Origin of the sequence: Pseudomonas sp. GM48 (assembly GCF_000282335.1) — a bacterium.
Lineage (GTDB): Bacteria > Pseudomonadota > Gammaproteobacteria > Pseudomonadales > Pseudomonadaceae > Aquipseudomonas.
Genome location: NZ_AKJM01000112.1, coordinates 50,692 through 74,301 on the forward strand (window position 1 = coordinate 50,692; position 23,610 = coordinate 74,301).

Annotated in this window: 20 protein-coding genes and 1 pseudogene; 18 read left to right on the plus strand and 3 right to left on the minus strand. The window is 60.6% G+C overall.

Features of this window, described 5'->3' with window-relative positions; translation table 11 throughout:
• The first annotated feature begins 120 nt into the window (after positions 1 to 120).
• Both PMI28_RS09150 and PMI28_RS09145 read left to right on the plus strand, forming a co-directional pair.
• Positions 121 to 1,131 carry a class 1 fructose-bisphosphatase gene (locus PMI28_RS09150; RefSeq protein ID WP_007989230.1) on the plus strand — a complete coding sequence of 337 codons (1,011 nt, stop codon included), beginning with the start codon at positions 121 to 123 and terminating at the stop codon, positions 1,129 to 1,131.
• A 3-nt stretch (positions 1,132 to 1,134) separates the two neighbouring features.
• Positions 1,135 to 1,737 (plus strand): DUF924 family protein, encoded by a 603-nt coding sequence (locus PMI28_RS09145; RefSeq protein WP_007989231.1) that lies wholly within the window; start codon positions 1,135 to 1,137, stop codon positions 1,735 to 1,737.
• A 116-nt stretch (positions 1,738 to 1,853) separates the two neighbouring features.
• On the opposite strand, the gene PMI28_RS31640 is transcribed toward PMI28_RS09145, so the two are convergent.
• Together PMI28_RS31640 and PMI28_RS31645 are read right to left on the minus strand one after the other, a co-directional pair.
• Complete coding sequence (locus PMI28_RS31640) at positions 1,854 to 2,618, minus strand: methyl-accepting chemotaxis protein (protein ID WP_371318464.1); 765 nt, start codon at positions 2,616 to 2,618, stop codon at positions 1,854 to 1,856.
• 93 nt (positions 2,619 to 2,711) lie between these two features.
• Positions 2,712 to 3,746, minus strand: a pseudogene (locus PMI28_RS31645) (HAMP domain-containing protein); the annotation flags it as partial.
• Between the two features lie 282 nt (positions 3,747 to 4,028).
• Here PMI28_RS31645 and PMI28_RS09135 point away from each other — a divergent pair.
• A complete protein-coding gene (locus PMI28_RS09135; RefSeq protein WP_007989235.1) occupies positions 4,029 to 4,283 on the plus strand; it encodes a hypothetical protein in 255 nt (84 codons plus the stop codon).
• A 30-nt stretch (positions 4,284 to 4,313) separates the two neighbouring features.
• Positions 4,314 to 4,883: a lipocalin family protein gene (locus tag PMI28_RS09130; protein ID WP_007989238.1), complete on the plus strand. Its 570-nt coding sequence runs from the start codon at positions 4,314 to 4,316 to the stop codon at positions 4,881 to 4,883.
• A gap of 121 nt (positions 4,884 to 5,004) precedes the next feature.
• On the opposite strand, the gene PMI28_RS09125 is transcribed toward PMI28_RS09130, so the two are convergent.
• Positions 5,005 to 6,369: a formimidoylglutamate deiminase gene (locus PMI28_RS09125; protein WP_007989240.1), complete on the minus strand. Its 1,365-nt coding sequence runs from the start codon at positions 6,367 to 6,369 to the stop codon at positions 5,005 to 5,007.
• Between the two features lie 146 nt (positions 6,370 to 6,515).
• On the opposite strand from PMI28_RS09125, the gene hutC reads away from it, so the two are divergent.
• The 14 genes from hutC to PMI28_RS09055 all read left to right on the plus strand — a co-directional run bounded on the left by hutC (position 6,516) and on the right by PMI28_RS09055 (position 23,538).
• Positions 6,516 to 7,226 (plus strand): histidine utilization repressor, encoded by a 711-nt coding sequence (gene hutC / locus PMI28_RS09120; RefSeq protein WP_177318976.1) that lies wholly within the window; start codon positions 6,516 to 6,518, stop codon positions 7,224 to 7,226.
• Positions 7,223 to 7,792, plus strand: a complete 570-nt coding sequence (locus PMI28_RS09115) for a HutD/Ves family protein (protein ID WP_007989244.1) — start codon at positions 7,223 to 7,225, stop codon at positions 7,790 to 7,792. The genes hutC and PMI28_RS09115 overlap by 4 nt, the downstream gene beginning before the upstream one ends.
• Before the next feature lie 520 nt (positions 7,793 to 8,312).
• Complete coding sequence (gene hutU, locus PMI28_RS09110) at positions 8,313 to 9,995, plus strand: urocanate hydratase (protein ID WP_007989246.1); 1,683 nt, start codon at positions 8,313 to 8,315, stop codon at positions 9,993 to 9,995.
• A 136-nt stretch (positions 9,996 to 10,131) separates the two neighbouring features.
• Positions 10,132 to 11,604 (plus strand): purine-cytosine permease family protein, encoded by a 1,473-nt coding sequence (locus PMI28_RS09105; protein ID WP_007989248.1) that lies wholly within the window; start codon positions 10,132 to 10,134, stop codon positions 11,602 to 11,604.
• Positions 11,605 to 11,673: 69 nt separating this feature from the next.
• Positions 11,674 to 12,642 carry an ABC transporter substrate-binding protein gene (locus PMI28_RS09100; RefSeq protein WP_007989251.1) on the plus strand — a complete coding sequence of 323 codons (969 nt, stop codon included), beginning with the start codon at positions 11,674 to 11,676 and terminating at the stop codon, positions 12,640 to 12,642.
• Between the two features lie 70 nt (positions 12,643 to 12,712).
• On the plus strand, positions 12,713 to 13,564 hold the full coding sequence (locus PMI28_RS09095) for an ABC transporter permease (protein WP_007989253.1): 852 nt from the start codon (positions 12,713 to 12,715) through the stop codon (positions 13,562 to 13,564).
• Positions 13,561 to 14,391 (plus strand): quaternary amine ABC transporter ATP-binding protein, encoded by an 831-nt coding sequence (locus PMI28_RS09090; protein WP_007989255.1) that lies wholly within the window; start codon positions 13,561 to 13,563, stop codon positions 14,389 to 14,391. The genes PMI28_RS09095 and PMI28_RS09090 overlap by 4 nt, the downstream gene beginning before the upstream one ends.
• Positions 14,392 to 14,545: 154 nt before the next feature.
• Complete coding sequence (hutH, locus tag PMI28_RS09085) at positions 14,546 to 16,069, plus strand: histidine ammonia-lyase (RefSeq protein WP_007989257.1); 1,524 nt, start codon at positions 14,546 to 14,548, stop codon at positions 16,067 to 16,069.
• A gap of 114 nt (positions 16,070 to 16,183) precedes the next feature.
• Positions 16,184 to 17,716, plus strand: a complete 1,533-nt coding sequence (gene hutH / locus PMI28_RS09080) for a histidine ammonia-lyase (RefSeq protein WP_007989259.1) — start codon at positions 16,184 to 16,186, stop codon at positions 17,714 to 17,716.
• Between the two features lie 109 nt (positions 17,717 to 17,825).
• Positions 17,826 to 19,232, plus strand: a complete 1,407-nt coding sequence (locus PMI28_RS09075) for an amino acid permease (RefSeq protein ID WP_007989261.1) — start codon at positions 17,826 to 17,828, stop codon at positions 19,230 to 19,232.
• A gap of 17 nt (positions 19,233 to 19,249) precedes the next feature.
• Entirely contained in the window at positions 19,250 to 20,455 is a 1,206-nt protein-coding gene (gene hutI, locus PMI28_RS09070) for an imidazolonepropionase (protein WP_007989263.1), read from the plus strand.
• A 10-nt stretch (positions 20,456 to 20,465) separates the two neighbouring features.
• Positions 20,466 to 21,269, plus strand: a complete 804-nt coding sequence (gene hutG, locus PMI28_RS09065) for an N-formylglutamate deformylase (RefSeq protein ID WP_007989265.1) — start codon at positions 20,466 to 20,468, stop codon at positions 21,267 to 21,269.
• A 259-nt stretch (positions 21,270 to 21,528) separates the two neighbouring features.
• Positions 21,529 to 22,485 (plus strand): choline ABC transporter substrate-binding protein, encoded by a 957-nt coding sequence (locus PMI28_RS09060; protein WP_007989266.1) that lies wholly within the window; start codon positions 21,529 to 21,531, stop codon positions 22,483 to 22,485.
• Positions 22,486 to 22,632: 147 nt separating this feature from the next.
• Positions 22,633 to 23,538 carry an alpha/beta hydrolase gene (locus tag PMI28_RS09055; protein WP_033063495.1) on the plus strand — a complete coding sequence of 302 codons (906 nt, stop codon included), beginning with the start codon at positions 22,633 to 22,635 and terminating at the stop codon, positions 23,536 to 23,538.
• The last annotated feature ends 72 nt before the right edge of the window (positions 23,539 to 23,610 follow it).

Below are 23,610 nucleotides of genomic sequence, written 5' to 3' on the forward strand. Positions count from 1 at the left end.
ACTACGCTCATCCCCGCACATGAACTCTCTTTGACCGATCACGTCTGATAGGAGGAAATGCGCCTCGACTCGCGCTAAACTGCGCGGGTTTTTAGCCCCCCCATTCCACCGGAGCCTTCCATGTCCCGCGTTACCTTGAGTCGCTATTTGATTGAGCAGACCCGCAGCAACAACACTCCTGCCGATCTGCGCTTCCTGATCGAAGTGGTGGCGCGTGCCTGCAAGGAGATCAACCACGCCGTGTCCAAAGGCGCCCTGGGTGGCGTTCTGGGCAGCATGGGCACTGAAAACGTCCAGGGCGAAGTGCAGAAGAAGCTCGACGTGATCTCCAACGAGATCCTGCTCGAAGCCAACGAGTGGGGCGGTCACCTGGCCGGCATGGCGTCCGAAGAAATGGACAATGCCTACCAGATCCCGGGCAAATACCCGAAAGGCGCGTACCTGCTGGTATTCGACCCGCTGGACGGTTCGTCGAACATCGACATCAACGCCCCGGTCGGCACCATCTTCTCGGTACTGCGTTGCCCGAACGAATACCTGAGCCAGAACGAGCCCTTGAATGAAAAGGCCTTCCTGCAGCCAGGCACCCAGCAAGTGGCCGCCGGTTACGCGATCTACGGTCCGCAGACCATGCTGATCCTGACCCTGGGCGACGGCGTGAAAGGCTTCACCCTGGACCGTGAAATGGGCAGCTTCGTGCTGACCCACGAAAACATCACCATTCCTGAAGCCACCCAGGAATTTGCCATCAACGCTTCCAACCAGCGTCACTGGGAAGTACCGGTACAGCGCTACGTCAGCGAATTGCTGGCAGGCGATGAAGGCCCGCTGAAAAAGAACTACAACATGCGTTGGGTTGCCGCGATGGTCGCCGACGTGCACCGAATCCTGACCCGCGGCGGTCTGTTCATGTACCCACGTGACAGCCGCGAGCCGTCGAAGCCGGGCAAACTGCGCCTGATGTACGAAGCCAACCCGATGTCGTTCCTGGTGGAACAAGCGGGCGGCGCGTCCACCGACGGCCACCAGCGCATCCTCGACATCCAGCCGGAAGGCCTGCACCAGCGTGTTGCGGTGTTCCTCGGTTCGAAAGAAGAAGTTGCCCGCGTCACGGCTTACCACAAGGAATAAACCATGACCGCGCCCTGGCAGCCGTTGCTTGATTGGTGGTTCGGAAGCTCTGAATCAGCGAGCGAAGTGGCGGCGCAGAAGGGCAAGTTGTGGTTCGGCAAGCGCGACAGCCAGGACCTCGAAGCGCGCGAGCGTTTCGGGGACTGGGTCGAGCAGGCACTGGCCGGCGGATTGACCGAGTGGATGCAACGTCCCGAAGGTTGGCTGGCCCTGGTGTTGTTGCTCGATCAAATCCCGCGAATGATCTTTCGCGATACTCCCAAAGCCTTTTCAGGCGATCTCCGGGCGCAAAAGCTGGTGGCCCAAGGCATTGCCGCGGATTTCGACCGGCAGTTGCAACCGATCCAGCGGGTGTTCATCTACCTGGTGTTCGAGCACAGCGAAAACCTTGCGGTGCAGAACGAAGGCGTCTCGCGCTACATCGAGTTGGTGGCGCAGCAGCCGGAAGTCGATCGGGCGCTGTTCAGCGATTACCTGGACTATGCCGAGCGACACCAGAGGGTGATTGCGCAATTTGGACGGTTTCCGCATCGCAATGCGGTGTTGGGAAGGGAGTCTACGGCTGAGGAGTTGGTGTTTCTCTCCAAGCCGGGGTCAAGGTTCTAGATCTTCATGGCGGCTGATGCCGCCTTCGCGGGCAAGCCCGCTCCCACAGGGATCTTTGTCGCACTGAAGATCAAATGTGGGAGCGGGCTTGCTCGCGAAGGGGCCCGAGAGAACAATTAGATCCTGAAGCTACCCACCAACTGCTTCAACCGCGCCGCCTGCTGCTCAAGATCGGCACACGCACGCAAGGTCGACTGCAGGTTCTCCACACCTTCCTGGTTCAGTGTGTTGATCTCGGTGATGTCGACGTTGATCGATTCCACCACGGCGGTTTGTTCTTCGGTGGCCGTCGCTACCGACTGGTTCATGCCATCGATCTCGCCGATGCGCTGGGTCACGCTGCCCAGGCGTTCGCCTGCCTGGTTGGCGATGCCGACGCTGCTTTCGCTCTGGCGCTGGCTGTCGGTCATGATGCCCACCGCTGCGCGAGCACCGACTTGCAGCTCTTCGATCATCGTCTGCACTTGCTGCGCCGAGTCCTGGGTACGGTGGGCCAGGTTGCGTACCTCGTCGGCCACCACCGCAAAACCACGCCCGGCTTCACCGGCGCGGGCCGCTTCGATGGCGGCGTTCAGGGCCAGCAGGTTGGTTTGCTGGGAAATGCTGGTAATCACTTCCAGAATCTGCCCGATGTTGACCGTGTTGCTGTTGAGGGTTTCGATGTTGCCGCACGAATCGCTGATCTTCGCCGACAACTGCTGCATCGCCGCGATGGTTTTATCCACCACTTGCTGGCCGTCTTCGGCCAGGCTGCGGGCATCGCTGGAATGTTGCGAGGCGAGGGCGGCATTCTGGGCGATTTCCTGGGCGGCGGCACCGAGCTGGTTGATCGCCGCGGCGACGCTGCTGGTGCGCGAGGCTTGCTGGTCGGAGTTGAACATCGACGAGTTCGAGGCGGCGACTACACGCAACGCCACTTCGTTGACCTGACCGGTGGCCGAGGATACTTCGATGATCGAGGTGTGAATGCGCTCGACGAAGCGGTTGAACGACAGCCCCAGTGCGCCGAATTCGTCGTGGCCGTGGATGGTCAGGCGTTTGGTCAGGTCACCTTCGCCTTCGGCGATGTCGTGCATGGCGCGACCCATGGTCAGCAGTGGCTGCATCAACAGGCTGATCAGCATGCCCAGCAGGACGATGATGATCACCACGGCAATCACCATGGCGATGATCGCCGAGGTGCGGAACTCGCTGAGCATCGAGAACGCCGTTTCCTGGTCGAGCACCAGTGCCACGTACCAGTCCGCCGATGGCACGCCGTTGACGTGGGTGAAGGAGATGAACTGGCGCTTGCCGTCGACCTCGACTTCTTTCAGGCCCGGGCTGACTTTCGGCGTGTCGCCCGGATAGGCCTCAGCCAGGCTCTTGAGTACCAGCTTGCTGTCCGGGTGAATCAGGATCTTGCCGTCGGCACCGACGATGAACGCATGACCGTGACCGCCGAAGTTCAGCGAGTTGATGATCGCGCTGACGCTGGACAGGTCGATGTCGGCCCCGGCCACGCCAATCATCTGGCCCTGGTGCTGTACCGGAGTGGCCACGGTGATCACCAGTTTGCCGGAAGAGGCGGCGATATACGGTTCGGTGACGATGGTCTTTTGCGCGTTATTGGCCGCCTTGTACCAGCCACGGGCGCGTGGGTCGTAGTCCGCTGCGCGGTTGCCCGCCGGGACCGAGAACATCACGCCGTCGGCGCCACCGAAGTAACTCAGCTGGAAGTTGCCGGTGTAGGCGGGCAGGTCGATGATCCGTTTCAGGCTGGCGGCAGCATTGCCATCGGCGCTGACCTGTTGGGCCATCGATTGCAGCAATTGCATGCGGCTTTCCAGCCAGGTCTGGATGTTGCTGGTGGTCAGGCTGCCGAGTTCCTGCATCGAGGCTTCGGTACTGTTACGCAAGGTTTCGCGCTGGCGATAGTCGTTGAACAGGATGAAACAAGCGAATGCGACGGCTACCACGAGGGCGGCAGCCAGCAATATCTTGTGGCTGAACTTCATGTTTCTGGTCATGGATGAGCTACCGCACAGGGGCTGTTTTACAAAATGAGGGAGCAAATGCCACCGATGTGGCTTTGTGTTGCATTTATGTCGACTGAACGGCGCCAAAGATTAGGCTGATTTTCTGAAAAACGACGAAATGCCCGGTAAACACGGAAAGTGGCTGATTTTCGGCAAAAGGTAGACGAGTGGCCCGATAAATAGCCTGCCGGGCAGGGAACCTGACAGGGCTTTTCTCTTCTAAGCTTCAGCTTGGCAGCCATGCCAATCCCCTACGCCCCCCGGAGTTTCACCATGTCGCTGCGTTCCATCGCCCTGCTTTCGTTCTGCGTATTGCTCGCTGCCTGCAGCAAGGTCAATCAGGAAAACTACTCGAAACTCTCGGCCGGCATGGCCAAGGCCGATGTGGAGATCCTGTTGGGCAAACCTGCCGATTGTTCAGGCGCGCTCGGCATGTCCAGTTGCACCTGGGGCGACAAGAACAGCTTTATCAGCGTGCAGTTCGCCGGTGACAAAGTGCTGATGTTTTCCGGCCAAGGCCTGAAGTAAACCGGGGCGATTGCCCACGGGAGAAAAATAATGAAGCGGTTATTGATCATCCTTTTTGCCGGCCTGATGTTGGCCGGCTGTGCTACGTCTGGCCTGGACCCATTGGCCCCCAAGACGGTCAAAAGCGTCAACCTCAAGCGCTACCAGGGTACCTGGTATGAGTTGGCCCGCATGCCGATGTACTTCCAGCGTGACTGCGCGCAATCCGAAGCCCATTACACGCTCAAGCCTGACGGTAACGTGGCGGTGCTGAACCGCTGCCTGACGGCGCAGTGGCAATGGGAGGAGGTCAAGGGCACGGCTTATCCACAGGAGCCCGGCAAGAACGACAAGCTGTGGGTCGAGTTTGATACCTGGTTCTCCAGGCTGATCCCGGGTACGGCGAAGGGCGAATACTGGGTGCTGTACGTCAGCGATGACTACAAGACCGCCATCGTCGGTGACCCGAGCCGGAAATATTTGTGGCTGTTGTCGCGCACGCCGACCGTGAACGGTGTGGTGCGTGAGGAGCTGCTGAGCAAGGCGCGTCAGCAGGGTTACGACACCACGCGACTGATCTGGCGGGCGTCGGAACAGCAGATGGCCGAGACCTCGAACTAACCGTCAGCGCATATCCAAATGTGGGAGCGGGCTTGCTCGCGAAGGCGGACTGTCAGTCAACATCTCTGTTGAATGTGATGTCCTCTTCGCGAGCAAGCCCGCTCCCACATTTTGTTTTGTATCAGCCTAAAAGTTCGCGCAGGACTTGGGCGAAGGCGCGATTGCTTTCTTCTTCATCAGCATGGCGCCCATCACGCACCACCCACTGGCCGTTCACCAACACATCCCGCACCTGACGATCGCCACCGGCAAACAGCCAGCGGTTGAGAATCCCGTCGCCGCTGGCCGTTGCCAGATACGGATCGTTGCCGTCGAGCACCAGCCAGTCGGCGCGCTTGCCGACTTCCAGTGCGCCAATCGGCTGGCCCAGCGCCTGAGCACCGCCATCCAGCGCGGCATCAAACAACGTGCGGCCGACCATTGGCTGCTCTGCGCCATACAAACGATTTCGCCGCTGGTCACGCAGTCGCTGGCCGTATTCCAGCCAGCGCAATTCTTCCACCACGCTCAACGACACATGGCTGTCGGAACCGATGCCCATGCGCCCGCCCTGGGCAAGGAAGTCCACCGCCGGGAAAATCCCGTCGCCGAGGTTGGCTTCGGTGGTCAGGCACAGGCCGGCGATGGCGCGGCTCCTGGCCATCGACGTGACTTCTTCCGGGTTGGCGTGGGTCGCGTGGACCAGGCACCAGCGCTGGTCGACTTCGACGTTTTCGTACAGCCATTGCAGCGGGCGACGACCGCTCCAGGTCAGGCAGTCGTCGACTTCTTTCTGCTGCTCGGCGATGTGAATGTGCACCGGGCATTGCTTGTCGCTGGCCGCCAGCACTTCGCTGATCTGCTGCGGCGTGACCGCACGCAACGAGTGAAAACACAGGCCCAGGGTTTGCGCCGGTTGTTGCGCCAGGACCGGTTGCAGACGCGATTGCAGCTTGAGGTAGTTTTCGGTGCTGTTGATAAAGCGGCGCTGACCGTCGTTCGGCGCTTGGCCACCGAAACCGGAATGGCTGTAGAGCACCGGCAACAGGGTCAAGCCGATACCCGCGGAACGGGCAGCCTGGCTGATACGCAGGGCCAGTTCGGCCGGATCCGCGTAAGGCTGGCCACTGATGTCGTGATGCACGTAGTGAAATTCCGCCACCGAGGTGTAACCGGCCTTGAGCATTTCGATGTACAACTGACGGGCGATGACGCCGAGTTGTTCCGGGCTGATTTTTCCGACGAGGCGATACATCAGGTCGCGCCAGGTCCAGAAACTGTCGTTCGGATTACCCGCCACTTCCGCCAGCCCGGCCATGGCCCGCTGGAAGGCGTGTGAGTGCAGGTTCGGCATGCCCGGCAGCAGCGGACCGCTCAGCCGCTCGGCGCCATCTGCATGGGAATTGGCCTGGACATGGGTCAATACGCCGTCGGCGCTGACCTCAAGACGTACATTGTTGGCCCATCCACTAGGCAGCAGCGCGCGTTCGGCAAAGAAGGCGGACATGGTTCAGCACCTCATCGTGTGTTATTTGTATATACATATACAGACGTTTGCCTGCCCGGTAAACTCCGGCAAGCTAGCGATATTCATTAAACGACCAAGGATTAACCGTGCCGACTCCGCCTCCAGTCTCTCCGTTGGCCGCGAACATGGGCGACAGTCCGGCGCCCTTGTACGCCCGCGTCAAACAAATGATCACCCAGCAAATCGACAGTGGAAACTGGCCGCCGCACTATCGTGTGCCGTCGGAAAGCGAACTGGTCAACCAGTTGGGCTTCAGCCGCATGACCATCAACCGCGCGCTGCGCGAGATGACCGCCGACGGTCTGCTGGTGCGCATGCAGGGTGTCGGCACGTTCGTCGCCGAGCCGAAAAGCCAGTCCGCCTTGTTCGAAGTGCACAACATTGCCGACGAAATCGCCTCCCGTGGCCATCGCCACACCTGCAAGGTGATCACCCTTGAAGAAGAGGCTGCCGGTTCCGAGCGTGCCCTGGCGCTGGACATGCGCGAAGGGCAGAAGGTGTTTCACTCGCTGATCGTGCATTTCGAAAACGATATCCCGGTGCAAATCGAAGACCGTTTCGTCAATGCGCTGGTGGCGCCGGAATACCTCAAGCAGGACTTCACCCTGCAAACGCCATACGCCTATCTCAACCAGGTCGCGCCGCTGACCGAAGGCGAGCACGTGGTCGAGGCGATCCTGGCCGAGCCGTCCGAATGCAAATTGCTGCAGATTGAAAAGGGCGAGCCGTGCCTGCTGATCCGTCGCCGCACCTGGTCCGGTCGCCAGCCGGTGACCGCCGCACGCTTGATCCACCCCGGTTCCCGTCATCGTCTGGAAGGACGCTTTCACAAATGAATCAGTTGAAGGTTTTACGCGCCAAAGATTACCCGCGCATGCCGTGGAAAAACGGCGGCGGCAGCACCGAAGAAATCACCCGCGATGCGGGCACCGGCCTGGATGGCTTTGGTTGGCGCCTGTCGATTGCCGACATTGGCGAATCGGGCGGGTTTTCCACGTTTGCCGGTTACGAGCGAGTGATCACCGTTTTGCAGGGCGACGGCATGACCCTGACGGTGGATGGCCAGGACACTCGGTCACTGTTACCGCTGGACCCGTTTGCCTTCAGCGGTGAAAGCAAGGTTTCCTGCAAATTGCTCGGTGGTCCGATTCGCGATTTCAACCTTATTTATGCGCCGCTGCGTTATAGCGCGCGGTTGCAGTGGTTGTCGGGCGAGCAGCGGTTTTTCAGTTCGGCGGGCACTGTGCTGGTGTTCAGCGTCTGCGATGCGCTGGAAGTGAATGTCGGTAACAGTGCCCAGCAATTGGGTCGCCATGACTGCCTGCAACTCGACGGTAACAACGGCCTGCTGGAAGTCTCCAGTAACGGCCCGTGCTGTGTGATTGAACTGATCGCACACTGATCCGGCACCTTTTCGCGGGCAATCCTGATCCTCTGTAGGAGCGAGCTTGCTCGCGAAGAACCTCAATGCACCACGGGGCATCTGGTTTTACGCGTATTCGTTCACGACTTTCGCGAGCAAGCTCGCTCCTACAGAGGGCCATGTTTGCCCGCGATGTCGTTTCTCTCCCTGCCCCCCGTTTCCCATCGCGCACCACTTTGTTACCGAATGCCCCAGCGTGGCGCAAAGCCACGTTCAAGTAACAAAATCCCATCGCCACAAAAATCTCTCCTGAAAAATTTCATCTTCGCCAGAACCCTTGTTCCAGGCGCTCTCCAGCCGTTTCAGAACTTTTCTTGAATGCTCATTCAGCAAGTTGGCCGCTTGATTGCATATGCTTGTATGTACAAGTAAAGACGTATGCGTATGAGTCGCGAGGACTCAACCATCGTCCACTGATTCGCCGGTGTGCACTGATGCCCATTGGCTTGCTCGCCCACTGCCTGGGTTGGTTTGGATTGATTGCTGAGGAGTTCTTTTCGTGACCGAGAATAAACGTACCAAGTTTCGCGACGTCGAAATCCGCGCTGCCCGCGGTAACAAGCTGACCGCCAAGAGCTGGCTGACCGAAGCGCCGCTGCGCATGCTGATGAACAACCTCGACCCGGAAGTCGCCGAGAACCCTAAGGAGCTGGTGGTTTACGGTGGTATCGGTCGCGCTGCACGTAACTGGGAATGCTACGACAAGATCGTCGAAAGCCTGACCAACCTGAACGACGACGAGACCCTGCTGGTGCAATCCGGCAAGCCGGTCGGCGTGTTCAAGACCCACGCTAACGCTCCGCGCGTACTGATCGCCAACTCCAACCTGGTGCCACACTGGGCGAGCTGGGAACACTTCAACGAACTCGACGCCAAAGGCCTGGCCATGTACGGCCAGATGACCGCCGGCAGCTGGATCTACATCGGCAGCCAGGGCATCGTCCAGGGCACCTACGAAACCTTCGTCGAAGCCGGTCGCCAACACTACAACGATGACCTGAAAGGCAAGTGGGTACTGACTGCTGGCCTGGGCGGCATGGGTGGCGCCCAGCCTCTGGCTGCAACCCTGGCCGGCGCTTGCTCGCTGAACATCGAATGCCAGCAGGTCAGCATCGATTTCCGTCTGAAAAGCCGCTATGTCGATGAGCAAGCCACCGACCTCGACGACGCTCTGGCCCGTATCGCCAAATACACCAAAGAAGGCAAGGCGATTTCCATCGCTCTGCTCGGCAACGCCGCTGAAATCCTTCCGGAACTGGTCAAGCGCGGCGTGCGCCCGGACATGGTCACCGACCAGACCAGCGCCCACGACCCGCTCAATGGCTACCTGCCTGCCGGCTGGACCTGGGACGAATACCGCGCTCGCGCCAAGACCGAGCCGGCCGCTGTGATCAAAGCCGCCAAGCAATCGATGGCCGTGCACGTCAAAGCGATGCTCGACTTCCAGAAGATGGGCATTCCGACCTTCGACTACGGCAACAACATCCGTCAGATGGCCCAGGAAGAAGGCGTGGAAAACGCATTCGACTTCCCAGGCTTCGTACCGGCTTACATCCGTCCGCTGTTCTGCCGTGGTATCGGCCCGTTCCGCTGGGCTGCACTGTCGGGCAACGCCGAAGACATCTACAAGACCGACGCCAAGGTAAAAGAGCTGATCCCGGACGACGCCCACCTGCACAACTGGCTGGACATGGCCCGCGAGCGCATCAGCTTCCAGGGTCTGCCGGCACGTATCTGCTGGGTTGGCCTGGGTCTGCGCGCCAAGCTGGGTCTGGCGTTCAACGAAATGGTGCGTAGCGGTGAGCTGTCCGCGCCGATCGTGATCGGTCGCGACCACCTGGACTCCGGTTCGGTGTCGAGCCCGAACCGCGAAACCGAATCGATGCAGGACGGTTCCGATGCCGTGTCCGACTGGCCACTGCTCAACGCCCTGCTCAACACCGCGAGCGGTGCGACCTGGGTTTCCCTGCACCACGGCGGCGGCGTCGGCATGGGCTTCTCCCAGCACTCGGGCATGGTGATTGTCTGCGACGGTACCGATGAAGCGGCCGAGCGTATCGCTCGCGTGCTGCACAACGACCCCGCCACCGGCGTTATGCGTCATGCCGATGCCGGTTATCAGATCGCGATCGACTGTGCCAAGGAACAAGGGCTGAACCTGCCGATGATTACCGGCAAGTAATGCTTGCCCCTGTAGGAGCGAGCTTGCTCGCGATGGCGTGTCAGTCGACGCAGCGGTGAATGACACACCATCGCGAGCAAGCTCGCTCCTACAGGGACCACACCAACCCAGAATAACAATCCATAGAGGTTGAACCATGGCTGTCACTGACGAACGTGCAGGCAACAAACCGTTGATCGAGAAGCGCTCGATCGACTACATCCCGGAAGCGGAAAGACACGGTCGTCTGTTTAGCCAGTTCACCCTGTGGATGGGTGCCAACCTGCAAATCACCGCGATTGTCACCGGGGCCCTGGCCGTGGTGCTGGGCGGTGACGTGTTCTGGTCGCTGATCGGCTTGTTGATCGGGCAACTGCTCGGCGGCGCCGTCATGGCGCTGCATGCCGCGCAAGGGCCCAAGCTTGGCCTGCCGCAGATGATTTCCAGTCGGGTCCAGTTCGGCGTGTATGGCGCGGCTATTCCGATCGTGCTGGTGTGCCTGATGTACCTCGGTTTCACCGCAACCGGTACTGTGCTGTCCGGCCAGGCGCTGGGCCAGTTGTTTGGGGTCAGCGACAGCGTCGGCATCCTGATTTTCGCCAGTGTCATCGTGCTGGTAACGGTGCTCGGTTATCGGGTGATCCATTGGATCGGCCGTGTTGCCAGTGTCATTGGCGTGATTGCCTTTGTTTATCTGTTCACTCGCCTGATGAGTCAGACCGACGTTGGCGCACTCCTGCAAATCCGCCACTTCAGCTGGAGCACCTTCCTGCTGGCGGTGTCGCTCGCAGCGTCCTGGCAAATCGCCTTCGGTCCTTACGTGGCGGACTATTCACGCTACCTGCCGAGCAAGATTTCCTCGGTGAAAACCTTTTTCGCCGCGGGCGCGGGTTCGGTGATTGGCGCACAAGTGGCGATGATCCTCGGCGTGTTTGCCGCCGCCTCGGCCAATGGGCAATTCGCCGGCCACGAAGTGGCGTACATCGTGGGTCTGGGCGGGACCGGTGCCACCGCTGCGTTGCTGTACTTCAGCATCGCGTTCGGCAAGGTGACCATCTCCACGCTTAACTCCTACGGCAGCTTCATGTGCATCGCGACCATCATCAGCGGTTTCCGTGGTGACCTGAAAGTCACGCGCTTGCAGCGTCTGGTCTTCGTGCTGGTCATCGTCGGTGCTGCGACCCTGATGGCGTTGCTCGGTCAGCACTCGTTCCTTGGTGCGTTCAAGTCCTTCATCCTGTTCTTGCTGGCATTCTTCACGCCATGGAGCGCAATCAACCTGGTGGACTACTACTGCATCACCCGCGAGCGCTATGACGTGCCGGCGCTGGCCGATCCGAACGGTCGCTACGGCCGTTGGAACCCCCTCGGTATCAGCGTCTATGTTTTCGGTGTACTGGTGCAGCTGCCGTTCATCTCCACCAAGTTCTACACCGGTCCGTTGGTGGCAGCTCTGGGTGATGTGGATATTTCCTGGATCATCGGTCTGGCGCTTCCAGCAGCCCTGTATTACGTGTGTGCAAAAAAATGGCACGGCACAGTGCCCGATCAACTGATTCTGCCGGTCGAGCAGGACAGCGTTGTACAACCTAAAAAAAGCGGGGCCGGTCGCGCTGCGGCGCAGGCCTGATTGGACGTTGCCAGGGCTGGATGCCTCTTGACTGCCGTAAGCCAATTCATGATTAGGAGCGTCACAACAATGAAATCGAACAAGACCCTGCTGACCACATTGCTTTCCATGGGCCTGTTGGCCAGCGCTGGCGCCACTCAGGCGGCGGGTTGGTGCGAGTCCGGCAAACCGGTGAAATTTGCCGGCCTGAACTGGGAAAGCGCCATGCTTCTGACCGACGTGCTGCAAGTCGTGCTGGAGAAAGGTTACGACTGCAAGACCGACAGCCTGCCAGGCAACTCCATCACCATGGAAAACGCCCTGAGCAGCAACGACATCCAGGTGTTTGCCGAAGAGTGGGTCGGCCGCAGCGAAGTCTGGAACAAGGCCGAGAAGGCCGGCAAAGTCGTCGGTGTTGGCGCGCCAGTGGTGGGTGCCGTCGAAGGCTGGTACGTCCCGCGCTACGTGATCGAAGGCGACGCCAAGCGCAAGCTGGAAGCCAAGGCCCCGGACCTGAAAAACATTGCCGACCTGGGCAAGTACTCGGCGATCTTCAAGGACGCCGAAGAGCCCTCCAAGGGCCGTTTCTACAACTGCCCGGCTGGCTGGACCTGTGAGCTCGATAACAGCGAAATGCTGAAAAGCTACGGCCTGGAAAGCACCTACACCAACTTCCGCCCAGGCACCGGCCCGGCGCTGGATGCCGCCGTACTGTCGAGCTACAAGCGTGGCGAGCCGATCCTGTTCTACTACTGGTCGCCAACGCCGCTGATGGGCCAGGTTGACGTGGTCAAACTCGAAGAGAAGCCAGGCGTGAACAAGACCGTGGATATCAAGGTCGGCCTGTCCAAGACTTTCCACGACGAAGCGCCTGAATTGGTGGCCGTGCTGGAAAAGGTCAACGTGCCGATCGACCTGCTGAACCAGAACCTGGGACGCATGACCAAAGAGCGGATCGAGTCGCCAAAACTGGCGAAGATCTTCTTGAAGGAACATCCTGAAGTCTGGCACGCGTGGGTGAGCGAAGACGCAGCCAAGAAAATCGACGCGGCCTTGTAGGTTGAGCTTCTCCGACTGTCGACAACGGCAGTCGGATGCTTGATCGCAACCCCTTGATTGAGAGTCTCTTATGTTTCCCGAAAGCTTTACCTTTTCTATCGCCGACTGGGTCAACGGTTGGGTCGATTCGCTGGTCACCAACTACGGCGACGTGTTCCGGCACATCTCCGACACCCTGTTGTGGGCCATCGTCAATCTTGAAAGCCTGCTGCGCGCTGCACCCTGGTGGCTGATGCTGGCCATCGTGGCGGGCGTGGCCTGGCACGCGACCCGTAAAGTCGTGACCACGGCGGTGATCGTCGGTCTGTTGTTCCTGGTGGGTGCGGTTGGCCTCTGGGACAAACTGATGCAGACCCTCGCGCTGATGATGGTGGCGACGGTCATTTCGGTGCTGATCGGCGTGCCGCTGGGCATCCTCTCGGCGCGCAGCAATCGCCTGCGTTCGGTGCTGATGCCGTTGCTGGACATCATGCAGACCATGCCGAGCTTCGTGTACCTGATCCCGGTGCTGATGCTGTTTGGCCTGGGCAAGGTCCCGGCGATTTTCGCCACGGTGATCTACGCCGCGCCACCGCTGATCCGTCTGACCGATCTGGGCATCCGCCAGGTCGACGGCGAAGTGATGGAAGCGATCAACGCCTTCGGTGCCAACCGCTGGCAGCAACTGTTCGGCGTGCAACTGCCGCTGGCCCTGCCGAGCATCATGGCGGGTATCAACCAGACCACCATGATGGCCCTGTCGATGGTGGTGATCGCCTCGATGATCGGTGCCCGTGGCTTGGGTGAAGACGTACTGGTAGGGATTCAGACCCTCAACGTCGGACGCGGCCTTGAAGCCGGTCTGGCGATCGTGATTCTGGCTGTTGTGATTGACCGCATTACACAGGCGTACGGTCGCGCACGGCATGAGGTGAGCAAATGAACAACGCAACCGTGAGCAAGATTGAAGTCAAGAACGTCTTCAAGATTTTCGGCAACCGTGCCAAGGACGCGCTGGCCATGGTCGGCCAGGGCAAGACCAAGGACCAGGTGCTGGCCGAAACCGGCTGCGTGGTCGGCGTGAACGACCTGTCGCTGAGCATCGGCAGCGGCGAGATCTTCGTGATCATGGGCCTGTCGGGTTCCGGCAAGTCGACCCTGGTGCGCCACTTCAACCGCCTGATCGACCCGACCAGCGGCGCGATCCTGGTGGACGGCGTGGACATCCTGCAATACGACATGGAAGCCCTGCGCGAATTTCGCCGGCGCAAGATCAGCATGGTGTTCCAGAGCTTCGGCCTGTTGCCGCACAAGAGCGTGCTGGACAACGTCGCCTACGGCCTGAAAATCCGTGGCGAAAGCAAAGCCATGTGCGCCGAGCGTGCGTTGCACTGGATCAACACCGTGGGCCTCAAGGGCTACGAAAACAAATACCCGCATCAGCTTTCCGGCGGCATGCGTCAGCGTGTGGGCCTGGCCCGCGCATTGGCGGCAGACACCGACATCATCCTGATGGACGAAGCTTTCAGTGCCCTCGACCCGCTGATCCGCGCGGAGATGCAGGACCAGTTGCTGGAACTGCAAAAGACCCTGCACAAGACCATCGTCTTCATCACCCACGACCTCGACGAGGCCGTGCGCATCGGCAACCGCATCGCGATCCTCAAGGACGGCCGCCTGATCCAGGTCGGCACGCCGAAAGAGATCCTGCATTCGCCGGCGGATGAGTATGTCGACCGCTTTGTGCAGCGTCGGGCGGCGGTGGTTTAAAGGTGGGTGGCGGGACCGCTTTTGTGGCGAGGGAGCTTGCTCCCGTTCGAGCGCGCAGCGGTCGCAAATTTTTTGGGGCTGCTACGCAGCCCAACGGGAGCAAGCTCCCTCGCCACAGGTGTCATGCGTTCCTAAATTTTGTATGAGGCTCCAGATGTCCCAGGCTGAAAAAATCGTTATCACCGAAGCGCAGGTCACTTGGCAGGATGTGGTCGCCGTGGCTCGTCATGGCGCACAGCTTGAGCTGTCGGCGCCGATCTGGGCGCGCATCGAAAACGCTCAGGCCATCGTCCAGCGCATCGTCACCAGCGGCGAACGTGCCTACGGCATCAACACCGGCCTGGGCGCGCTGTGCAACGTCTCGCTGCAGGACGAACAACTCAGCCAGTTGTCGCGCAATACCTTGCTCAGCCACGCCTGTGGCGTCGGTGCACCGCTCACCGACGAGCAGACCCGCTCGATCATGTGCGCCGCCATCGTCAACTACAGCCACGGCAAATCCGGCCTGCACCGTCAGGTCGTCGAAGCGCTGCTGGCACTGCTCAACCGGGGCATCACCCCGCAAGTGCCGTCCCAGGGTTCCGTGGGCTACCTGACCCACATGGCGCACATCGGCATCGCGCTGCTGGGTGTCGGCAATGTCAGCTATCGCGGTCAGATCGTTTCCGCGCAGCAAGCGCTGGCCGAAGAAGGCCTGCAACCGGTCAAGCTCGGAGCGAAAGATGGTTTGTGCCTGGTCAACGGCACACCGTGCATGACTGGCCTGAGCTGCCTGGCGATTGCCGATGCCACGCGCCTGCTGGAATGGGCCGATGTGATCGGTGCCATGAGCTTCGAAGCCCAGCGCGGGCAGATCGATGCGTTCGATGCCGAGATCATCGCGCTCAAGCCGCACCCAGGCATGCAACAGGTCGGGATCAACCTGCGCGCGTTGCTCGATGGCAGCGAAGTGATTGCCCAGAGCAAAGGCATTCGCACGCAAGACGCCCTGAGCATTCGCTCGATCCCGCAGGTGCACGGTGCCGCTCGTGACCAATTGGTACACGCGACCCGGCAGATCGAAACCGAACTCAACGGCGCCACCGACAACCCGCTGGTGCTGGGCACCGCGGACAATTACCGCGTGGTATCCCAGGCCAACCCCCATGGCCAGTCCGTAGCGATGGCGGCGGATTTGCTGGCGATCGCCATGGCAGAAATCGGCTCTATCGCCGAACGTCGCCTGGATCGCTTGATCAACCCGCACGTCAGCGGCTTGCCGGCGTTTCTGGTGGCCAATCCGGGTGTTAACTCCGGGATGATGATCGTCCAGTACGTCGCCGCTTCGCTGTGTGCGGAAAACCGCCAGTTGGCGCAACCGGCCGTACTCGACAACTACGTCACCTCGGGCCTGCAGGAAGACCACCTGAGCCTGGGCACCAACGCCGCGCTGAAGCTGCACCGCGCCCTGGAAAACTGCACGCAGATCCTCGCCATTGAGTACCTGCTGGCGGCCCAGGCGTTTGAATTCCTCAAGGAACAACGCTTCGGAGCCGGTACCGATGTTGCCTGGCGTCTGCTGCGCGAGCGGGTTCCGGCGTACGACCAGGACCGTTGGCTGGCACCGGACATCGCTGCCGCCGCCAGCGTTTTGAAAGACTCGACTTTGCTGCACAAGGCTTTACCGAACCTGCACTGATCCCAGTAACACCAGCGTGCCAAGGCGCGCCCCCCCAACAGAGGGGCGCGACGGACAACGGACATCTCCGGAGCGTCTGGTGAGTTAATAACTAACTCTCAAAAGGAGCATGAAATGACTGCGCTTAACCTGATTCCCGGCCAACTGAGCCTTGCCCAACTGCGTGATGTTTATCAGCAACCGGTCAAAGTCACTCTCGATCACAGCGCATCGCAGCAGATCGAAGCCAGCGTTGCCTGCGTGGAGCAAATCCTCGCCGAGAACCGCACCGCTTATGGCATCAATACCGGTTTCGGCCTGCTGGCCTCGACCCGCATTGCCAGCGAAGACCTGGAAAACCTGCAGCGCTCGCTGGTGCTGTCCCACGCCGCCGGTGTCGGCCAGCCGATCAGCGATGAGCTGGTGCGTTTGATCATGGTGCTCAAGGTCAACAGCCTGAGCCGTGGTTTCTCCGGCATCCGTCGTGTGGTGATCGACGCGCTGATCGCCCTGATCAACGCCGAGGTTTACCCGCACATTCCACTCAAAGGCTCGGTCGGTGCGTCCGGTGACCTGGCGCCTCTGGCCCACATGTCGCTGGTGCTGCTGGGCGAAGGCAAGGCTCGCTATAAAGGCGAATGGATGGAAGCCACCGAAGCGCTGAAAGTCGCCGGTCTTGCACCGCTGACCCTGGCGGCGAAAGAAGGCCTGGCGCTGCTCAACGGCACTCAAGTGTCCACCGCTTTTGCCCTGCGTGGCCTGTTCGAAGGCGAAGACCTGTTCGCCGGTGCTCTGGCCCTGGGCGGCCTGACCGTTGAAGCGGTACTGGGTTCGCGCTCGCCGTTCGACGCACGCATCCACGCTGCCCGTGGCCAGAAAGGCCAGATCGACGCCGCAGCCGCTTATCGCGATCTGCTGGGCGAGCGCAGCGAAGTTTCCGACTCCCACGAAAACTGCGAGAAGGTCCAGGACCCGTACTCCCTGCGCTGCCAGCCGCAAGTCATGGGCGCGTGCCTGACCCAGTTCCGTCAGGCTGCCGAAGTGCTTGCTATTGAAGCCAACGCCGTCTCCGACAACCCGCTGGTGTTCGCGGCGGAAGGCGACGTGATTTCCGGCGGCAACTTCCACGCCGAACCTGTGGCCATGGCCGCTGACAACATGGCGTTGGCCATCGCTGAAATCGGTTCCCTGAGCGAGCGCCGTATCTCGCTGATGATGGACAAGCACATGTCGCAACTGCCGCCATTCCTGGTGGCCAACGGTGGCGTGAACTCCGGCTTCATGATCGCCCAGGTGACCGCAGCGGCCTTGGCCAGCGAGAACAAGGCGTTGTCCCATCCACATTCGGTGGACAGCCTGCCGACTTCCGCGAACCAGGAAGACCACGTGTCGATGGCCCCGGCAGCGGGCAAGCGTCTGTGGGAAATGGCCGAGAACACCCGCGGGATTCTTGCCGTTGAATGGCTGGCGGCGGCTCAGGGCCTGGACCTGCGCGACGGCCTGAAAACCTCGCCAAAACTGGAAAAGGCCCGCGCCATCCTGCGTAACGAAGTGCCGTTCTATGAGAAGGACCGCTTCTTCGCGCCGGACATCAATGCGGCGTCTGAATTGTTGGCCTCGCGCTGCCTGAACGAGCTGGTGACGGCGAAGTTGCTGCCTAGCCTGTAATGGCCCCTTCGCGAGCAAGCTCGCTCCCACATTGGAATGCGTACTCCTGTGGGAGCGGGCTTGCTCGCGATTCGATTTAGCGTCGAATAACAATAATTAGGGACGAGAAATGCAGCAGCCAGAAAAAGGTTTGAAACGCGGGCTTTCTGCCCGACATATTCGCTTCATGGCGCTGGGGTCGGCGATCGGCACCGGGCTGTTTTATGGATCTGCCTCGGCCATTCAAATGGCCGGGCCTGCGGTACTGCTCGCTTACCTGATCGGTGGCGCGGCGGTGTTCATGGTCATGCGCGCCCTCGGCGAGATGGCGGTGCACAACCCGGTGGCTGGTTCTTTTGGTCAGTACGCCAGCACCTATCTGGGGCCGATGGCCGGTTTCATCCTCGGGTGGACCTACGCGTTCGAGATGGTCATCGTTGGTATGGCCGACGTCACCGCGTTCGGCATTTATATGGGTTTCTGGTTTCCGGAAGTCTCCCGCTGGATCTGGGTGCTGGGCATCGTTTCGGTGGTCGGCGGCTTGAACCTGTGCAACGTCAAAGTCTTCGGTGAAATGGAGTTCTGGCTGTCGCTGCTCAAGGTCGCGGCCATCGTCGCGATGATCCTGGGTGGTTTCGGCATCATGCTGTTCGGCATCAGTACGGCCCCCGGCCAAGCGACTGACATCAGCAATCTCTGGACCCAGGGCGGCTTCATGCCCAATGGCGTGGGCGGCCTGATCGCTTCGTTCGCGGTGGTGATGTTTGCATTCGGCGGCATTGAAATTATCGGCGTGACGGCCGGTGAAGCCAAAGACCCGCAGCACGTGCTGCCTCGGGCGATCAATGCCGTACCGTTGCGGATCCTGCTGTTCTACGTGCTGACGATGCTCGTGCTGATGTCGATCTTTCCATGGCAGCAGATCGGCAGCCAAGGCAGTCCGTTTGTGCAGATTTTCGACAACCTGGGGATCAGTTCGGCGGCGACCATCCTCAATATCGTAGTGATCTCGGCGGCAGTATCGGCGATCAACAGCGACATCTTCGGCGCTGGCCGCATGATGTATGGCCTGGCACAGCAAGGGCACGCACCCAAGGGTTTTGCCCGTTTGTCGCGCAATGGCGTGCCATGGTTGACGGTGGTGGTAATGAGCTGCGCACTGTTGCTGGGTGTGCTGCTGAACTACCTGATCCCGGAAAACGTATTTCTGTTGATCGCGTCCATCGCTACTTTTGCGACGGTGTGGGTCTGGTTGATGATTTTGCTCACCCAGGTGGCCATGCGTCGCTCCATGAGCGCAGAGCAGGTCGCACAGTTGAAGTTCCCGGTGCCATTCTGGCCCTACGCGCCAATGGCGGCGATTGCCTTCATGCTGTTTGTCTTCGGCGTGCTGGGCTATTTCCCGGACACCCAGGCGGCTCTGATCGTCGGTGTGGTCTGGATTGTATTGTTGGTGCTGGCCTACCTGATGTGGGTAAAGCCTGCGGCAGGGCAGGCAGCACGGGTAGAGCAGGAACCTGCTTTTTCTCATCGATAACCTAACGGAGGCCAAGGATGAAAACGCTCTGGCAACACTGTCACGTCGCAACCATGGCGCAAGGCGTCTACTCGATCATCGAGGATGCGGCCATCGTGACGTCCGGTGCGCACATTGAGTGGGTCGGCCCGCGTAGCGAACTGCCGTCCGGCGAATACCAGGCGGTCAATGATCTCAACGGGGCCTGGGTTACCCCGGGCCTGATCGACTGCCACACCCACACGGTGTTCGGTGGTAACCGCAGTGGCGAATTCGAACAGCGCCTGCAAGGCGTCAGCTATGCGGAAATTGCCGCGGCCGGTGGCGGCATTGCCAGCACGGTGCGTGCCACTCGTGCGGCCAGTGAAGACGAGCTGTTCGCCAGCGCCGCCAAGCGCTTGAAGAGCCTGATGCGCGATGGCGTGACCACGGTCGAGATGAAATCCGGTTACGGTCTGGACCTGGCCAGCGAACGCAAGATTCTGCGGGTCATCCGTCGCCTCGGCGCCGAATTGCCGATCAGTGTGCGCAGCACTTGTCTGGCCGCTCACGCCTTGCCGCCGGAATATGCGGATCGCGCCGATGACTACATCGAGCACATCTGCGCCGAAATGCTTCCGGCCCTGGCTGCCGAAGGGTTGGTGGATGCGGTGGATGCTTTTTGCGAGTACCTGGCGTTTTCCCCTGCGCAGGTCGAGCGGGTGTTCATTACCGCACAAGAGCTCGGCTTGCCGGTGAAGCTGCATGCCGAGCAATTGTCGTCGCTGCACGGTTCGAGCCTGGCGGCGCGTTACCACGCACTGTCGGCCGATCACCTGGAATTCATGACCGAAGACGACGCCATCGCCATGGCCAAGTCCGGCACCGTTGCGGTGTTGCTGCCCGGCGCTTTCTATTTCCTGCGGGAAACCCAGTTGCCGCCGATGGAAGCGCTGCGCAAACACGGGGTAAAGATTGCCATCGCCAGCGACCTCAACCCAGGCACCTCGCCTGCGTTGTCGTTGCGCCTGATGCTGAATATGGCTTGCACCTGTTTCCGCATGACCCCGGAAGAAGCCCTGGCCGGTGCAACCATACATGCCGCCACGGCACTGGGTATGGCCGAAACTCACGGGTCGCTGGAGGCTGGCAAGTTCGCGGACTTCGTCGCCTGGCAAATCGATCGTCCGGCCGACCTGTCGTATTGGCTGGGCGGTGACCTGGAAAAACGCGTCGTGCGTCACGGCGTCGAAACAAACGTTTAGGAGAACAGTTGTGGACAAGGTTCTGAACTTCAAACAAGGCCGCGTACCGCTGCTGATCAGCATGCCTCACGCCGGTGTGCGTCTGACACCTGCGGTCGAGGCCGGGTTGATCCCACAGGCGAAAAGCCTGCCGGACACCGACTGGCACATCCCGCAGCTGTACGATTTCGCCGCTGAACTGGGCGCCAGCACCCTGGCCGCCGAGTATTCGCGATTCGTCATCGACCTGAACCGTCCATCCGACGACAAACCGTTGTACGTCGGTGCGACCACCGGCTTGTACCCGGCCACGCTGTTCGACGGCGTGCCGTTGTTCCGCGAAGGGCTGGAGCCTTCGAAAGAGGAGCGCGCCACCTATCTGGAGCAGATCTGGACGCCGTACCACAGCACCTTGCAGCAGGAACTGGCGCGGTTGAAAGCCGAGTTCGGCTACGCACTGTTGTTCGATGCGCACTCGATCCGCTCGCTGATCCCGCACCTGTTCGACGGCAAACTGCCGGACTTCAACCTTGGCACATTCAATGGCGCCAGTTGCGATCCACAGTTGGCCAGTCAGCTGGAAGCCATCTGCGCGCTTCACGACAATTACACCCACGTGCTGAACGGGCGCTTCAAAGGCGGCCACATCACTCGCCATTACGGCAATCCGGCCGAGAACATCCACGCCGTACAACTGGAACTGGGGCAGTGCACGTACATGGAAGAGTTCGAGCCGTTCCGTTATCGCCCGGACCTGGCGGAGCCGACGCGTGTGGTGCTCAAGGAGTTGCTGCAAGGTCTGCTGGCCTGGGGCGAGAAGCACTACAACCGTTAAACCCCTTCGCATAACCCTGTGGGAGCGGGCTTGCTCGCGAAGGCGGTGGATCAGTCGACACTTGTATTGACAGACACACCGCCTTCGCGAGCAAGCCCGCTCCCACAGGTTATGCGTTCGGTTGGGCAGGACAGTCGCCACCGTGCAAAACACGGTCGCCACAGGTCGCTTTCATCGCTCGTCTGCTGCGTAATGTTCTGGCCACGGTGCACTAGACACCGGCCCGACAATAATCCGCTGCCGCACGAGAATGCTCTCTATGACAAGCCCCAAAGGTCTGTTCACCCGCTGTCTCTCAATCCTCTGCGGCACCGCTCTGTTGAGCGCTGGCGCCATGGCGGCGGACGACGCCTCCTGCAAAACCGTGCGCATGGGCGTGGTCAACTGGACCGACGTGATCGCCACCAGCGGCATGGCCGATGTGCTGCTCAACGGTCTCGGCTACGAAAGCAAGCAAACCAGCGCCGTGCAGCAAATCATCTTTGCCGGCATCCGCGACAAGCGCCTGGACATCTTCCTGGGTTACTGGAAACCGGCGATGGATAAAAACATCGCACCGTTCGTGGCGGCCAATCAGGTGAAGGTCATGGACAAGCCGAGCCTGGCCGATGCCCAGGCCACCCTCGCGGTCCCTGACTATGTGGCAGCGGCCGGCCTGAAAACCTTCGCCGACATCGCCAGGTTCAAGGACCAGCTAGGTGGCAAGATCTACGGCATCGAGCCGGGCAGCGGCGCCAACACCACCATCAAGACCATGATCGAGACCAATCACTTCGGCCTGAAGGACTTCAAGCTGATCGAGTCCGGCGAAGCCGGGATGCTGGCGGCCGTGCAACGGGCGGTGAATCGCAAGGAGTTCGTGGTGTTCGTCGGCTGGACCCCGCACCCGATGAACATCAACATGAAGATCGCCTATCTGACCGGCAGCGAAGACGTTTACGGGCCGAACGAAGGCGCAGCGACCGTCTCCAGCGTGACTGCCCCGGATTACGCCGAGCGCTGCCCGAACGTCAATCGACTGCTGGAGAACCTGACGTTCACCGCCGCCCAGGAAAGCCAGTTGATGGTGCCGATCATGGAGCGTCAAACCGCTCAGGATGTCGCGAAAAAATGGCTGCGTGACCATCCCGAAGACTTGCAGCGCTGGCTAGCAGGGGTCAGCAGTTTTGATGGCAAGGACGGCATCGCCACGGTCCAGGCCAGCCTGAAGAACTGACATCAAAACCTGTGGGAGCGGGCTTGCTCGCGAAGGCGGATTGGCAGTCGACATAGAGGTTGAATGTGCTGGCCTCTTCGCGAGCAAGCCCGCTCCCACAGGAACCTGGTCTTCCCATGCACCTCTGAAAAGGCTGACACCCGGCTCATGGCTCCTTACCCTCTTTCCGAGCAGATGACGGCATTCGTCGAGAAAACCGTCAGTTTCAACAGCACCGACAGCAGCATCACCGGGTTGCGCCAGGCCTACAGCGAGATGTGCCGGGCGTTTACCCCGGCGCGCCCCGCCGGATTGTATGTGGTCGATTTCGAGTTGGCCGGTGTTGCTGTGCGTTCCTATCAGCCACCGGCCAGCGGTGCGTCGTGCATCGTTTATCTGCATGGCGGCGGCTGGGTGGTGGGGGACCTGGATTCCCACGATTTCATTTGCGCCGAACTGGCCTCGACCCTCGGTGTACTGGTGATTGCCGTAGATTACCGCCTGGCGCCGGAGCATCCGTTTCCCGCCGCGTTCGATGATTGCCTGAAAGTCTGGCGAGCACTGCGCACCGGGCCGTTTCAACTCGACCCTGCGCGTACGCTGGTGGCCGGCGACAGTGCCGGTGGCAACCTCGCGGCGGCATTGTGCCTGGCGCTGCGCGATGCCGGCGAGCCGGTGCCGTGCGCACAGGTTCTGATCTATCCGGGGTTGGGCGGCGATCATCGGCTGCCGTCGCGCAGTGAGTGCATCGACGCGCCGTTACTCAGCAGCAGTGACGTCGATTGTTATCACGCGCTTTACCTGCGTGGCACCCGCCATCCGAACGCCTGCGCCATGCCATTGCTGGCCAGGGATTTCGGCGGACTGCCACCGGCATTGATCGCTGTGGCGCAATTCGATCCGTTGCGTGATGACGGCGTGCTGTATGCCGAGCGACTGAATGCGGCAGGCGTGGCTGCTACGCTTTATGTCGGCGAGGGCCTGGTCCATGGCTGTTTGCGCGCACGCGGGCAGGTGGCCGAGGTCGATGCGCTGTACGAAACCCTGTTCAGTTACCTGGCGGCAAAACTCTGACTTCGCACGGGCATGCTCATTGACGTAATTCGGGTTTATGATGCCGGACGGCAGAATAATAGAAGTCCCCCC

Bases quoted from the DNA above. Each gene is read 5' to 3' on its own strand.
- hutH (WP_007989257.1), top strand. From the start codon at position 14,546: ATGTCCCAGGCTGAAAAAATCGTTATCACCGAAGCGCAGGTCACTTGG.
- PMI28_RS09115 (WP_007989244.1), top strand. From the start codon at position 7,223: ATGAATCAGTTGAAGGTTTTACGCGCCAAAGATTACCCGCGCATGCCG.
- PMI28_RS09125 (WP_007989240.1), bottom strand. From the start codon at position 6,369: ATGTCCGCCTTCTTTGCCGAACGCGCGCTGCTGCCTAGTGGATGGGCC.
- PMI28_RS09075 (WP_007989261.1), top strand. From the start codon at position 17,826: ATGCAGCAGCCAGAAAAAGGTTTGAAACGCGGGCTTTCTGCCCGACAT.
- PMI28_RS09090 (WP_007989255.1), top strand. From the start codon at position 13,561: ATGAACAACGCAACCGTGAGCAAGATTGAAGTCAAGAACGTCTTCAAG.
- PMI28_RS09105 (WP_007989248.1), top strand. From the start codon at position 10,132: ATGGCTGTCACTGACGAACGTGCAGGCAACAAACCGTTGATCGAGAAG.
- PMI28_RS09055 (WP_033063495.1), top strand. From the start codon at position 22,633: ATGGCTCCTTACCCTCTTTCCGAGCAGATGACGGCATTCGTCGAGAAA.
- PMI28_RS31640 (WP_371318464.1), bottom strand. From the start codon at position 2,618: ATGTTCAACTCCGACCAGCAAGCCTCGCGCACCAGCAGCGTCGCCGCG.
- hutI (WP_007989263.1), top strand. From the start codon at position 19,250: ATGAAAACGCTCTGGCAACACTGTCACGTCGCAACCATGGCGCAAGGC.
- PMI28_RS09145 (WP_007989231.1), top strand. From the start codon at position 1,135: ATGACCGCGCCCTGGCAGCCGTTGCTTGATTGGTGGTTCGGAAGCTCT.
- PMI28_RS09095 (WP_007989253.1), top strand. From the start codon at position 12,713: ATGTTTCCCGAAAGCTTTACCTTTTCTATCGCCGACTGGGTCAACGGT.
- hutH (WP_007989259.1), top strand. From the start codon at position 16,184: ATGACTGCGCTTAACCTGATTCCCGGCCAACTGAGCCTTGCCCAACTG.
- PMI28_RS09135 (WP_007989235.1), top strand. From the start codon at position 4,029: ATGTCGCTGCGTTCCATCGCCCTGCTTTCGTTCTGCGTATTGCTCGCT.
- PMI28_RS09060 (WP_007989266.1), top strand. From the start codon at position 21,529: ATGACAAGCCCCAAAGGTCTGTTCACCCGCTGTCTCTCAATCCTCTGC.
- PMI28_RS09100 (WP_007989251.1), top strand. From the start codon at position 11,674: ATGAAATCGAACAAGACCCTGCTGACCACATTGCTTTCCATGGGCCTG.
- hutC (WP_177318976.1), top strand. From the start codon at position 6,516: ATGGGCGACAGTCCGGCGCCCTTGTACGCCCGCGTCAAACAAATGATC.
- PMI28_RS09130 (WP_007989238.1), top strand. From the start codon at position 4,314: ATGAAGCGGTTATTGATCATCCTTTTTGCCGGCCTGATGTTGGCCGGC.
- PMI28_RS09150 (WP_007989230.1), top strand. From the start codon at position 121: ATGTCCCGCGTTACCTTGAGTCGCTATTTGATTGAGCAGACCCGCAGC.